The organism is Serratia oryzae, assembly GCF_001976145.1.
GTDB lineage: Bacteria > Pseudomonadota > Gammaproteobacteria > Enterobacterales > Enterobacteriaceae > Chania > Chania oryzae.
The window spans coordinates 134,815-148,164 of the sequence record NZ_MOXD01000008.1; the positions used below are offsets into that span (position 1 = coordinate 134,815).

Annotated in this window: 13 protein-coding genes and 2 tRNA genes; 4 read left to right on the forward strand and 11 right to left on the reverse strand. The window is 53.5% G+C overall.

Features of this window, described 5'->3' with window-relative positions:
- Positions 1-4: 4 nt before the first annotated feature.
- The 8 genes from rimP to rlmE form a co-directional block, all read right to left on the reverse strand.
- A complete protein-coding gene (gene rimP, locus BMI79_RS15400; protein WP_143555411.1) occupies positions 5-457 on the reverse strand; it encodes a ribosome maturation factor RimP in 453 nt (150 codons plus the stop codon).
- Between the two features lie 217 nt (positions 458-674).
- Positions 675-751 (reverse strand) — tRNA-Met (locus tag BMI79_RS15405).
- A gap of 60 nt (positions 752-811) precedes the next feature.
- Positions 812-898, reverse strand: a tRNA-Leu gene (locus BMI79_RS15410).
- Positions 899-967: 69 nt separating this feature from the next.
- Positions 968-1,303: a preprotein translocase subunit SecG gene (secG, locus tag BMI79_RS15415; RefSeq protein ID WP_076943019.1), complete on the reverse strand. Its 336-nt coding sequence runs from the start codon at positions 1,301-1,303 to the stop codon at positions 968-970.
- Between the two features lie 246 nt (positions 1,304-1,549).
- The gene (glmM, locus tag BMI79_RS15420) at positions 1,550-2,887 is read right to left on the reverse strand and encodes a phosphoglucosamine mutase (RefSeq protein ID WP_076943020.1); all 1,338 of its coding nucleotides are present in this window, start codon (positions 2,885-2,887) and stop codon (positions 1,550-1,552) included.
- A gap of 7 nt (positions 2,888-2,894) precedes the next feature.
- A complete protein-coding gene (folP, locus tag BMI79_RS15425; RefSeq protein ID WP_076943021.1) occupies positions 2,895-3,728 on the reverse strand; it encodes a dihydropteroate synthase in 834 nt (277 codons plus the stop codon).
- Between the two features lie 162 nt (positions 3,729-3,890).
- Complete coding sequence (ftsH, locus tag BMI79_RS15430; protein ID WP_076943022.1) at positions 3,891-5,828, reverse strand: ATP-dependent zinc metalloprotease FtsH; 1,938 nt, start codon at positions 5,826-5,828, stop codon at positions 3,891-3,893.
- 56 nt (positions 5,829-5,884) lie between these two features.
- On the reverse strand, positions 5,885-6,514 hold the full coding sequence (rlmE, locus tag BMI79_RS15435; protein ID WP_076943023.1) for a 23S rRNA (uridine(2552)-2'-O)-methyltransferase RlmE: 630 nt from the start codon (positions 6,512-6,514) through the stop codon (positions 5,885-5,887).
- 144 nt (positions 6,515-6,658) lie between these two features.
- On the opposite strand from rlmE, the gene yhbY reads away from it, so the two are divergent.
- The gene (yhbY, locus tag BMI79_RS15440) at positions 6,659-6,952 is read left to right on the forward strand and encodes a ribosome assembly RNA-binding protein YhbY (RefSeq protein WP_076943024.1); all 294 of its coding nucleotides are present in this window, start codon (positions 6,659-6,661) and stop codon (positions 6,950-6,952) included.
- Between the two features lie 116 nt (positions 6,953-7,068).
- On the opposite strand, the gene greA is transcribed toward yhbY, so the two are convergent.
- Positions 7,069-7,545, reverse strand: a complete 477-nt coding sequence (greA, locus tag BMI79_RS15445) for a transcription elongation factor GreA (RefSeq protein WP_076943025.1) — start codon at positions 7,543-7,545, stop codon at positions 7,069-7,071.
- Positions 7,546-7,800: 255 nt separating this feature from the next.
- On the opposite strand from greA, the gene dacB reads away from it, so the two are divergent.
- From dacB to pmrB, 3 genes are read left to right on the forward strand one after another with little or no spacing between them, the layout of a single operon-like run.
- Positions 7,801-9,234 (forward strand): serine-type D-Ala-D-Ala carboxypeptidase, encoded by a 1,434-nt coding sequence (dacB, locus tag BMI79_RS15450; RefSeq protein ID WP_076943026.1) that lies wholly within the window; start codon positions 7,801-7,803, stop codon positions 9,232-9,234.
- Between the two features lie 12 nt (positions 9,235-9,246).
- Complete coding sequence (gene pmrA, locus BMI79_RS15455; protein WP_076943027.1) at positions 9,247-9,909, forward strand: two-component system response regulator PmrA; 663 nt, start codon at positions 9,247-9,249, stop codon at positions 9,907-9,909.
- Positions 9,906-10,970, forward strand: a complete 1,065-nt coding sequence (gene pmrB, locus BMI79_RS15460) for a two-component system sensor histidine kinase PmrB (protein WP_076943028.1) — start codon at positions 9,906-9,908, stop codon at positions 10,968-10,970. The genes pmrA and pmrB overlap by 4 nt, the downstream gene beginning before the upstream one ends.
- 201 nt (positions 10,971-11,171) lie before the next feature.
- Here the strand turns inward: pmrB and cgtA are convergent, their stop codons facing one another.
- Together cgtA and BMI79_RS15470 are read right to left on the reverse strand one after the other, a co-directional pair.
- Positions 11,172-12,344: an Obg family GTPase CgtA gene (cgtA, locus tag BMI79_RS15465; protein WP_076943029.1), complete on the reverse strand. Its 1,173-nt coding sequence runs from the start codon at positions 12,342-12,344 to the stop codon at positions 11,172-11,174.
- A 16-nt stretch (positions 12,345-12,360) separates the two neighbouring features.
- On the reverse strand, positions 12,361-13,332 hold the full coding sequence (locus tag BMI79_RS15470) for a DMT family transporter (RefSeq protein ID WP_076943030.1): 972 nt from the start codon (positions 13,330-13,332) through the stop codon (positions 12,361-12,363).
- Positions 13,333-13,350: the final 18 nt, after the last annotated feature.

The window sequence follows — 13,350 nt, forward strand, 5'->3', positions numbered from 1 at the left end:
AACTTTAAAAGTGGGGTACCAGGTTCGCTTTCTGAATGTTGCTCAGCGCGAACACTTCATCTTTCCCTTCCACAGTAACCGTGATCATCTCGCCTTCGACAGACTTGATAATGCCCTGCCATTTGCGGCGGTTTTGTATCGCCATGCGCAGAACCACGCTGACTTCTTCACCGATAAAACGTTGATAGTGTTCTGCGGTGAACATAGGACGATCAAGGCCAGGAGAGGAGACTTCCAAGTTGTAAGCGACCGTAATCGGATCTTCGACGTCCAATACAGCGCTGACCTGGTGGCTGACATCAGCGCAATCATCAACATTGATTCCGTTCTCACTATCAATATAGATGCGTAGCGTCGATTGGCGCGCCCGAATAAATTCGATACCTACGAGCTCAAAGCCCAACGCCTCTACCGGTGCGGAAATCATCTCTGTTAACTTTTGCTCTAATGTGGACAAGCCCACCCCCAAGACATAAAAAAAGGGCTTAATAGCCCAGTGATTCTGTTGCCAAATAACAAAAAACCCCGAAAATTCGGGGCTTTATGCAACTGGACCCTGTTTGCCGCAAAGCGGCTTCGGTACAACTTTCTAACAAGTGTCATTTTCAAATGTCGTTCGAGAAAAGCGGATTTCAATCGAAAAGTGTATTTGAAAATAAACACTTAAAGGAAAGTGGTTGCGGGGGCCGGATTTGAACCGACGACCTTCGGGTTATGAGCCCGACGAGCTACCAGGCTGCTCCACCCCGCGTCCGAAAACGTGGCAAATACTACGCCGATAATCGCAAAAAAGCAACTTATCTCTGGGATTTGGTACCGAGGATGGGACTCGAACCCACAAGCCCGTTAGGGCACTACCACCTCAAGGTAGCGTGTCTACCAATTCCACCACCTCGGTACAGATTCTTACTGCTAACGGCTGTTTTTACTGCCTGTGTACCAACAACCGTTTTCAAACTTTTACTGCTTAGCGCGGGATATCGCTGCTCGGCTTGGCTGGTGCTGCCGGTGCGGTAGTCTGCTCAGTTTTCACTGGCTGACCCAGGTTTTCCCACTCGCTGCCTTTCTGGTTCTTGTTGCTGCTCAGGTTACCCAGGATCAGGCTGATGACGAAAAACAGCGTCGCCAAGATAGCCGTCATGCGGGTCATAAAGTTGCCTGAACCGGTCGAACCGAACAATGTGCCAGAAGCACCTGCTCCGAATGAGGCTCCCATATCAGCGCCTTTGCCTTGCTGCAACATAATCAGAGCCACTAGCCCGATTGAGATCAGCAAGAAAATTACCAGAAGAGCTTCGTACATAGTTGTACCTGTATCCTTGCGGGTTCACCGCGTGCCAAATGCTTCACACCCCAGATGCTTCTATTTCGAAGTCGTGGCATGTCACTAAACAGCCCACTGAAGCGGGTGTGAATACTAACCAAAGCCGCCAGGCCACGCAAGGGCAATTTGCTGCTGCTGATGCGTTTGCAGAAAAAAACATCAAAAACTGACATAATCTGTGATCTACGCAGGCACGGTAGCCCATGCCTGCGTGAAAACAAGATGTTAGCCTGCCAGTTTCACCGCATCGGCAATGCGGTGCGCCAGCATCTCAACCTGTTTTTCGTCCTCGCCTTCCACCATCACACGAATGAGCGGTTCGGTACCCGATTTACGCAGAAGAACGCGGCCATGACCAGCCAGTTCAGCCTCGACCTGTGCGGTCACTGCACGCACGGCTTCTGATTCCAGCGGGTTATGCTCACCAACAAAACGCACGTTAACCAGGATTTGCGGCAGCAGCTTCATGCCACTGCACAGATCGTGCAGGCTCATGTTATTACGCACCATGGCAGTCAATACCTGCAACCCAGCCACAATACCGTCACCGGTGGTCGTTTTATCCAGCAGGATCACGTGACCGGAGTTTTCCGCCCCGATACGCCAACCCAGCTCCTGCAGTTTTTCCAGCACATAACGATCGCCCACTTTCGCGCGGGCAAACGGGATACCGAGTTGCTTCAGTGCCAATTCCAGGCCCATATTGCTCATCAGCGTACCTACCGCACCGCCACGCAACTGGCCCTGACGCAGGCCTTCACGGGCAATGATATAGAGGATCTGATCGCCATCCACTTTATTGCCCAGGTGATCCACCATCATCAAGCGATCGCCATCACCATCAAATGCCAAACCAACATGTGCCTGTTCTTCCAGCACCCGAGCCTGCAGTTGGCGCACATCGGTAGCACCACACTCTTCGTTAATATTCATACCATCCGGCTCACAGCCGATGGCAATCACCGTCGCACCGAGTTCACGCAGTACGCTTGGCGCGATGTGATAGGTTGCGCCGTTCGCGCAATCCACAACAATTTTCAGGCCATTCAGGCTGAGTTCGCTTGGGAAAGTGCCCTTGCAGAATTCGATATAGCGCCCAGCCGCATCAACGATACGGCTGGCTTTACCCAGTTCTGCTGACTCAACGCAGGTAAGCGGCTTTTCCATTTCGGCTTCGATAGCTTCTTCCACTTCATCCGGCAGCTTGGCCCCGTCAATGGAGAAGAATTTGATACCGTTATCATAAAACGGGTTGTGCGAGGCAGAGATCACAATCCCGGCTTCTGCGCGGAAGGTGCGGGTCAGATAGGCCACTGCCGGCGTTGGCATCGGGCCGGTAAATGATGCAGACAGGCCGGCAGAAGCCAGCCCGGCCTCTAACGCGGACTCCAGCATATAACCGGAGATACGGGTATCCTTACCGATGATGATTTTACGCGAGCCATGACGTGCCAGCACCTTACCGGCAGCCCAGCCAAGCTTAAGCACGAACTCCGGGGTGATCGGGCTGTCACCAACTTTGCCACGAATGCCATCGGTACCAAAATATTTGCGCTCGCTCATATCTTTACTATCCCTTCGCTGAAAGTGTTGCCTCGACGACACGCATCGCCTCGACGGTTTCTTTTACATCATGCACTCTGACAATCTGTGCCCCTTGCATTGCGGCGATCACCGCACAAGCAACGCTGCCAATAACCCGTTGATTGGGGGGCACATTCAACAGTTGTCCAATCATCGACTTGCGCGACATCCCCACCAACAGCGGCAAACCGAATTGATGAAATTCCGACAAACGGGCCAGAAGCTGATAATTATGCGCCAAATTCTTACCGAAACCGAAGCCCGGGTCGAGCAACAATTTCTGTTTTTCGATTCCGCCGGTGATGCAACGGTCAATATGCTGCTGGAAAAACGCCTTTACGTCGCCCATCAGATCGTCGTAATGCGGTGCCTGCTGCATGGTGCGTGGCTCGCCCTGCATATGCATCAGGCAGATCGGTAGAGCGCTTTCGGCCGCGGCTGCCAGCGCTCCCGGCTCCTGTAATGAGCGAACGTCATTAATCAAGTGCGCTCCGGCGCGGGCAGATTCGCGGATCACAGCAGCTTTCGAAGTATCAACTGAGATAAAGACCTCAAATCGCTGGGCCAACGCTTCCACCACCGGCACCACACGATCGAGCTCTTCCTCTTCACTGACCTCAGCGGCTCCGGGACGGGTCGACTCACCGCCAACATCGATCATCGTCGCGCCAGCAGAAATCAGAGCATGAGCATGCAGCAAGGCTGCATTCAGCGAATTATGTTGGCCACCATCGGAAAAGGAGTCTGGAGTAACGTTAAGGATCCCCATCACCTGAGGATGATTGAGATCGAAAATCTGGTCGCGCACGGTTAACTGCATGATTAATTCACCTTAGTGTTGCCTGCCGGAAGTTGATTTTGAACGTTGCGGGCAACGGCACAACCCTACCTTTTAAACAGGCTACAACGCGGCTATTTCAACTGTGACGGGGATAAAAAAACCCCGGACTCGCCGGGGTTCGATTTTATTACACAGCCGACGTTATTTGTCGAGCTGTTGCTGTTCAGACATTGGGTTGCCTGGGGTTGGCGTATGCGGCTCATCAACCGGCGTCGGGGCTTTTGGCGTGCCACCGTTGTCGGAGTTGTTGCTCTTGGCCGCGTCGTCCCACCCGGCTGGCGGACGCACATCTTTACGGTTCATCAGATCGTCGATCTGCGGCGCGTCGATGGTTTCATACTTCATCAGGGCATCTTTCATTGAATGCAGGATGTCCATATTTGCCATCAACAGCTCACGTGCACGGGTGTAATTACGCTCGATCAGGGATTTCACTTCCTGGTCGATGATACGTGCTGTTTCATCTGACATGTGTTTCGCCTTGGCCACAGAACGGCCCAGGAACACCTCGCCTTCTTCTTCCGCGTACAGCAGTGGCCCAAGCTTCTCAGAGAAGCCCCACTGGGTCACCATGTTACGGGCAATCGAAGTGGCGACTTTGATGTCGTTTGAAGCACCGGTAGACACTTTTTCCGGCCCGTAGATAATCTCTTCTGCCAAACGACCGCCGTACAGCGTGGAAATCTGGCTCTCCAGCTTCTGACGGCTGGCGCTGATCGCATCCCCTTCCGGCAGGAAGAAGGTCACTCCGAGCGCACGGCCACGAGGAATAATCGTGACTTTGTGCACCGGATCGTGCTCAGGCACCAGTCGGCCAATGATCGCATGGCCAGCTTCGTGGTACGCGGTAGACTCTTTCTGCGCCTCTGTCATCACCATGGAGCGGCGTTCCGCACCCATCATGATCTTATCTTTGGCTTTTTCGAACTCAACCATCGATACCACACGCTTGTTACCACGCGCTGCAAACAGTGCCGCTTCGTTAACCAGGTTAGCCAGATCGGCACCGGAGAAGCCCGGTGTACCACGCGCAATCACAGAAGCATCGATATCTGCTGCCAATGGCACACGGCGCATATGCACTTTCAGGATCTGCTCACGGCCACGCACGTCTGGCAGACCAACCACCACCTGACGGTCAAAACGGCCCGGGCGCAGCAATGCAGGGTCAAGCACGTCAGGGCGGTTGGTTGCCGCAATCACGATGATGCCTTCATTGCCTTCAAAGCCGTCCATCTCAACCAGCATCTGGTTCAGCGTTTGCTCACGTTCATCGTGACCACCACCCAGCCCAGCGCCACGCTGACGCCCTACGGCGTCGATTTCATCAATAAAGATGATGCACGGTGCCGCTTTTTTAGCCTGTTCGAACATGTCACGCACGCGGGAAGCACCCACACCGACGAACATTTCAACGAAGTCAGAACCGGAAATAGTGAAGAACGGTACTTTCGCTTCACCGGCGATCGCTTTCGCCAGCAAGGTTTTACCGGTACCCGGTGGGCCTACCATCAGCACGCCTTTCGGGATCTTACCGCCCAACTTCTGGAAACGGCTCGGCTCACGCAGGTAATCCACCAGCTCGCTAACCTCTTCTTTTGCTTCATCACAACCTGCAACATCAGCAAAAGTAGTTTTTATCTGGTCTTCCGTCAGCATACGGGCCTTGCTTTTGCCGAAGGACATCGCGCCCTTGCCGCCGCCGCCCTGCATCTGCCGCATAAAGAAGATCCAGACCCCGATCAGCAACAGCATCGGGAACCAGGAGATAAAGATTGAAGCCAGCAAACTCGGCTCTTCCGGTGGTTCACCGACGACTTTGACGTTCTTGGTTAACAACGTATCCAGCAGTTTCGGATCGTTGACAGGGATGAAGGTCGTGTATTTGTTACTGTCTTTACGAATAACATTGATTTCACGTCCATTAATTCGTGCTTCACGAATCTGATCTTGGGTCAGTTCGGACATGAAGGTAGTGTAATCCACCCTACGGCCATTAGACTCGCTGGGCCCAAAGCTCTGGAATACAGACATCAATACTACCGCGATGACTAACCAGAGAATTAGGTTTTTCGCCATGTCACTCAAGGGATTAACCTCATATTACAACTGTGTTAACAAACAGCGTTAGGGTACTACAGTTTCCGCCCTGTCGCTACAATGTACACTTCACGCGAACGCGCGCGGGAAGCGTCTGGCTTACGAATCTTAACCTTCGTAAACAGGGAGCGAATTTCCCGTAGGTACTCGTCAAAACCATCTCCCTGGAACACCTTCACCAGGAAACTACCGCCTGGAGCGAGGACATCACGACACATTTCCAGTGCTAATTCCACCAGATACATCGATCTCGGGATATCGACCGCCGGGGTGCCACTCATATTCGGCGCCATGTCAGACATGACAACCTGAACTTTACCTTCACCTACACGTTCCAACAGTGCTTTGAGTACCAGTTCATCACGAAAATCGCCCTGAAGGAAATCGACACCAACGATAGGATCCATTGGCAAAATATCACAAGCAATGACCCGCCCGTTACCACCAATCTGAGTGACGACGTATTGCGACCATCCACCCGGTGCCGCACCCAGATCCACTACCGTCATTCCCGGTTTAAACAGTTTGTCACTTTGCTGTATTTCATCAAGTTTAAACCAGGCGCGGGAGCGCAGCCCTTTTTTCTGCGCCTGTTGCACATATTTATCGCTAAAGTGTTCTTGTAGCCAGCGACTGGAGCTAGCCGAACGCTTTTTATTAGCCATCTCGTTTTCCAACTATCCTAAAAGAGAGTCTTATGTCAGGTTCGCTGCTCACGTAGACGCCATTCGGTGCAGACCGATTTGGTGATATACATGAGATGGCGGTAGAATGACCCGTTTTCAATCCCAACTTAAGCAAAAAAGACAATGAATCTGAATAATAAACAAAAACAGCACCTGAAAGGCCTGGCGCATCCGTTAAAACCGGTTGTCATGCTGGGTAATAACGGTCTCACCGAAGGGGTGCTGGCTGAAATTGAACAGGCTCTGGAGCATCATGAGCTGATCAAGGTAAAAATTGTGGCCGAGGATCGTGAGACTAAAACCCTGATCGCCGACGCTATCGTGCGTGAAACGAATGCCTGCAATGTGCAAGTGATCGGCAGTTCACTGGTTCTTTACCGCCCATCCAAAGAGCGCAAGATCACTTTGCCACGCTAATCCACCGTCTGTTTGACGGAAAAGGTGCCATGCACCGAGCTCAGATAAAAGGCCGCTTGCGGCCTTTTTCCTTTCTTTACAAATCCCCGCTGAATATCTGACCAATTCACCCAGAATTACAGATATTCCACTTTCAGGATCTCATACTCAACGTCGCCACCCGGCGTTTTAATGACGACGACGTCATCCTGTTCTTTGCCAATCAGGCCACGCGCCATCGGCGAATTGACCGAAATGAGGTTCTTCTTAAAGTCAGCTTCGTCGTCACCCACGATCCGGTAAGTAACTTCATCTTCCGTTTCCAGATTCATGATCGATACGGTTGCACCAAAAATCACGCGGCCAGTATTAGGCATTTTGGTGATATCAATCACCTGCGCGTTAGACAGTTTGGCTTCGATCTCCTGGATGCGCCCTTCGCAGAACCCTTGCTGCTCACGCGCGGCATGATATTCAGCATTCTCTTTCAAGTCACCGTGTTCACGTGCATCCGCGATATCGGCGATAATTTTCGGGCGACGTACACTCTTCAGATATTCAAGTTCTTCGCGCAGTTGCTCTGCGCCAAATAAAGTCATCGGAATCTGTTTCATCGTTTCAATACCTCTAAATCTTTCCTGTTCAAATAGCCGTCATCCTGACGTGTTCGTATGAAAATACGGTTGGCTCTGCCTTCCGTCTCCAGGCGATAAACAAAAGAAACCTGACTCGGAATTTTCTCCCAAGTCGGGATCGATTTTGTATTTTGAGAGGTATTTTAGCCTAGAGTTCCTTAAGGGTCATCGTTTACTTTCTCCCTTAATGCACCGTAGTATGACAGCACGTTACCTAGCTGTTACCCCGAGATTATGCGTTTTTCACGAATTGTCAGTGCATTGGCCTGCGTATGTGTTCTTAATGCAAATGCGGCCCCGGTCGAAGATTACACACAATATTTGCCTGATGGGGCCAACCTTGCCCTGATAGTTCAGAAGATAGGCGCCACTACGCCGACGATCGACTATCATTCGCAGCAGATGGCATTACCGGCCAGCACCCAGAAAGTGCTGACAGCGCTGGCGGCATTGTTACAGCTCGGGCCTGACTACCGCTTTAACACTACGCTGGAAAGCCAGGGGAATATCACGGATGGCGTGTTACGCGGCAATCTGATCGCCCGTTTCAGCGGGGATCCTACTTTCAAACGCCAGAATCTGCGCAATATGGTGGCTGCGCTGCAAAAACAGGGCGTGCGTGAAATTAGCGGCGATGTTCTGGTTGATACCTCGGTATTTGCCAGCCACGATAAGGCCCCCGGCTGGCCGTGGAACGATCTGACGCAGTGTTTCAGCGCACCGCCAGCAGCAGCGATTGTCGATCGCAACTGCTTCTCGGTATCGCTCTACAGCGCGCCGAATCCCGGCGAAATGGCCTTTATCCGCGTCGCATCCTTCTACCCGGTGAATATGTTCAGCCAGGTGCGTACGCTGGCCAAAGGCTCGGCGGACGCGCAATACTGTGAGCTGGACGTGGTGCCGGGCGAGCTAAATCGCTTTACACTGACCGGGTGCATGACGCAACGCAGTGAGCCGCTGCCCTTAGCCTTCGCCATTCAGGATGGGGCCAGCTACGCCGGTGCGATCCTGAAAGATGAACTGACGCAGGCAGGGATCCAAATTAGCGGCCATCTGAAGCGCCAGACCATACCGGGCATGAGCGGAACGGTGATTGCTCAGACACAGTCTGCCCCATTGCATGAATTATTGAAAATCATGCTGAAGAAATCCGACAACATGATCGCCGACACCGTCTTCCGCACCATTGGCCATGAACGTTTTGGCGTTCCCGGCACCTGGCGGGCCGGTGCCGATGCCGTGCGCCAAGTGCTGCGCCAGAAAGCCGGGGTAGATTTGGGTAACAGTATTCTGGTGGATGGCTCTGGCCTGTCGCGCCACAACCTGCTCACCCCGGCGACCATGATGCAGGCACTGCAATATATCGCCCAGCACGACAGTGAGCTGAACTTCATCGCAATGCTGCCGCTGTCCGGCTACGACGGCACCCTGCGCTATCGCGGCGGCCTGCATGAAGCAGGCGTCGATGGCAAGGTTTCCGCCAAAACCGGTGCATTACAAGGGGTCTATAATCTGGCGGGCTTTATCACCACCGCCAGCGGCCAACGCTATGCCTTTGTACAATTCTTATCGGGTTACGCGGTGCCACCGGAAGATCAGAAGCAGCGCCGTATCCCATTAGTCCGTTTCGAAAGCAGGTTGTATCGCGATATTTATCAGAACAATTGAGGGCCAATCGGCATGAAACTACTGATTGTTGAGGATGATGAACTGTTGCAACAGGGCCTGGCATTAGCATTATCCCACGAAGGCTACGCCTGCGACTGCGCCAGCACGGCGGCAGAAGCCAACAGCCTGATCGTCAGCAGCCAATACAGCATGGTGATCTTGGATCTTGGCCTGCCGGATCTCGACGGTACCAGCCTGCTGCGTCAGTGGCGCCGCCTGCAGATCGGCATTCCGGTGTTAATCCTCACCGCCCGTGATGCCCTGGAAGATCGCGTTGACGGCCTGGACGCCGGTGCCGATGATTATCTGATCAAACCCTTTGCCTTGGCTGAACTGCAAGCCAGGGTGCGAGCGCTGATCCGTCGTTATCAAGGTCACAGCGATAACCTGCTGCAGCAGGACGATCTGACGCTGAACCTGTCCAGCCAGCAGGTGTATCTGCAACAGCAAGCGATCGATATCACCCCCAAAGAGTTCGCCATCCTGTCACGCTTGATGATGCGCGCCGGTCAGACCGTTAATCGTGAACTGCTGCAACAGGATCTCTATACCTGGAATGACGATCTGGGCTCGAACACCCTCGAAGTCCACGTTCATAACCTGCGTCGCAAGCTGGGCAAAGATCGTATCCGCACCGTACGTGGTATTGGCTACCGTCTGGAACCCGCATCATGATCAGTATGCGCCGCCGTCTGTTGCTGATGCTAGCGCTGATCCTGCTGGTCACACAGTTGATCAGTGCATTTTGGCTATGGCATGAGAGCCAGGAGCAAATCAGCTTCCTGGTGGATGAAACCCTGTCCGCAAAAATGCGCAATGAGCGGGTCGATACCGAAATTACCGAGGCCATTGCCTCATTGCTTGCCCCGTCGCTGATCATGATGATGGTGACGCTGCTGGCCTCTTTCTGGGCCATCAGTTGGATTACCCGCCCACTTAATCAATTACAAGAACGGCTGGCAAAACGCTCTGCGGATAACCTGACCCCCTTGCCCATGAGTAACGACAGCCTGGAAATGGTCGCGGTGACCAGCGCGTTGAATCAACTGTTTTCACGTCTCGATCACACCATTCAGCAGGAGCGTCTGTTTACCGCCGATGCCGCCCATGAGTTACGCACGCCGCTGGCCGGTATCCGCCTGCATCTGGAGTTAATGGAGCAGCAAGGCATTAAAGAAAGCCGGGTGCTGATTGCGCGTATTGATCAACTGATGCACGTCATTGAGCAATTACTGATGCTGTCGCGCGCTGGCCAGAATTTTGCCAGTGGTCATCATCAGCAGTTTGACTGGGTCAGCCAGGTTATCCAACCGCTGCAGGAAGAGCTGAGTGAACTGGCGGCGCAGCGCGGGCAGAAACTATGCTGGCAGTTACCTGCGCAAGCCGTTACCCATGGCGATCCGGTCTTATTGCGCCTGATGCTGCGTAATCTGGTGGAAAATGCCCATCGCTACAGCCCAGAAAACAGCACTATTTATGTGCAGCTCACCCCGCAGGATCGCGGGCAGCGTTTGCAGGTGACGGATGAAGGGCCAGGAATTAAGCCAGAAAATGCAGGGGAGATAACGCAGGCTTTTCGCCGGATGGATCAGCGTTATGGCGGCAGCGGGCTTGGGTTGAACATCGTGAGCCGCATCGCGCAACTGCACCGCGGTTGGCTGCGGCTTGAAAACCGCACCGAGATCCGTGGCCTGAACGCCCAATGCTGGATACCCGATAACCTCCTGAACTCATGAAAAGGGCCCAGCCATCGCTGAGCCCTCAGACTGCTGACAAAGCCCGCTATTAGGGAGAGCGTGCCGAAGGGGTCGTAGCGGCGTAAGCCGCCGGAGCGCCCCTCGGTGCGCTAGGCCCGAGTATCTCGGGTTCAAAAGCTACTTTTGTCATTAACCTCAGGGCCCTGCCATCGCTGAGCCCTCTATCACACCAACACAGAATTACTTCTGATAGATGATTTCGACGCCTTCGTCGTCATCTTCGTCCCAGTCATCATCCCAGTCATCTTCCGCTTCGGCTTCCACTTCGGCGATCTGCTCACGGTGGTAGTCATCCCACATGAATTCGACTTTCTCTGGCGCGCTTTCTTCAATCGCCATGGTCTTCGGCTGGGTGTTGATAAAGTTCATCACGTCCCAGCACAGCGCGTTAACGCCTTCACGGTTAGCGGCGGAGATCATGTAGTACTTACCTTCCCAGCCCATGCCTTCTACGATCGCCTTGGCGCGTTCAGCGGCCTCTTCGGCATCCAGCAGGTCAACCTTGTTGAACACCAGCCAGCGAGGCTTCTGCGCCAGATTCTCGCTGTACTGATTCAGTTCATTGATGATGACTTTGGCATTCTCTACCGGATCGGATTCGTCGATCGGAGCAATATCCACCAGATGCAACAGCACACGGCAGCGTTCCAAGTGCTTCAGGAAACGGATCCCCAAGCCGGCACCGTCGGAAGCACCTTCAATCAATCCAGGGATGTCAGCCACCACGAAGCTCTGCTCGCTGTCCATGCGCACCACACCCAGGCTCGGCACCAGCGTGGTGAACGGATAGTCAGCCACTTTAGGTTTGGCAGCAGACACCGCACGAATAAACGTCGATTTACCAGCATTCGGCAACCCTAACATGCCCACATCGGCCAACAGCAACAGTTCCAGCAGGATATCGCGCGTTTCACCCTTGGTACCCAAGGTTTTCTGGCGCGGGGCGCGGTTTACTGAGGATTTGAAACGGGTATTGCCCAGGCCGTGCCAACCGCCTTTGGCTACCATCAGGCGCTGCTGATGGCGGGTCATATCACCGAGGATCTCACCGGTGCCCTGATCTTGCACACGCGTGCCCACCGGCACCTTAATCACAATGTCTTTACCACGCTTGCCGGTGCAGTCGCGGCTCTGGCCGTTCTGGCCACGCTCGGCACGGAAAGACTTTTCAAAGCGGTAATCGATCAGGGTATTCAGGTTTTCATCTGCCAGCAGGTAAACGTCACCGCCGTCACCGCCGTCACCGCCGTCCGGCCCACCGTTCGGGATGTATTTCTCACGGCGGAAGCTGACGCAGCCGTTACCACCGTCACCTGCAACAACCAGGATCGTCGCTTCATCTACAAACTTCATTTACCGTCTCCGTAAATCATTCACCGGACTGCTTCAAAGAAACAATCAGGTTGGGTTCTGCCCGTCGCGGCCACCAACGGTGGCCAATTGCGGAAAACATAGCGCCTGCTACCACCACGAAAGCACCAACATAGCCGACGACATTCAATGTCGGGGCGGCGAATACTTGCGGCCATGCCAGCGCCAATAAATCTGAAAACATCAGGGTGAATAACGGCGTGAGCGTCACTACCGCACTCACCTGTGCCGCCTGCCAACGCGCCATCGCTTCCGCCAGCGCGCCGTAACCAATTAGCGTATTCGCGCCGCAAAACAGCAAACAGGCCAATTGCCAGTTGCTGAGTTGGAAAATCACCGCAGGTTTAGCCAGCGGGAATAACGCAATTGCACATAAAGTGTACAATATGACCAGAATCTGTGGCGACGCCAATCGGCGTAGCAGCACTTTTTGAGCCACTCCATAGGTCACCCAAACCATCGCCGCACACACGCCCAGCAAAACACCCAGGGTGTAATCCGTCAGTCGGGTAAAAATTTCAATCAGGCTGACGTTAAAAAACAACATCAACCCGCAAATCAGCATCAATGCCCCAATTACCTGGGTGATTCGCATCCTTTCTTTCAGGATCAGTACGCTGGCGAACATCATGCCAACGGGTGATAACTGGCCAATCACCTGTGATGCCGTCGGGCTCAGATATTTCAGCGAAGAACTGAAAAACACAAAATTACCCAGCAATCCTGCAGTGGCAATAATCAGCAAAAGTAGCCAGCGCGGTTGACGAAATATTTTCACCGATGGCAGACGCCCACGCACCGCCAGAATCATACCCAGACCGATAGCGGCGAAGGCAAAACGGTACCAGACGACGGTAAATGGCTCCATCACCTTCAGCACTTCTTTCATCGCGATCGGCAGCGCCCCCCAGCAAATTGCAGTGGTCAGCGCCAGGAAGATCCCCATACCGGCCTGCTGTTTCGTTTCCATATTTCCTGATACCTGCGG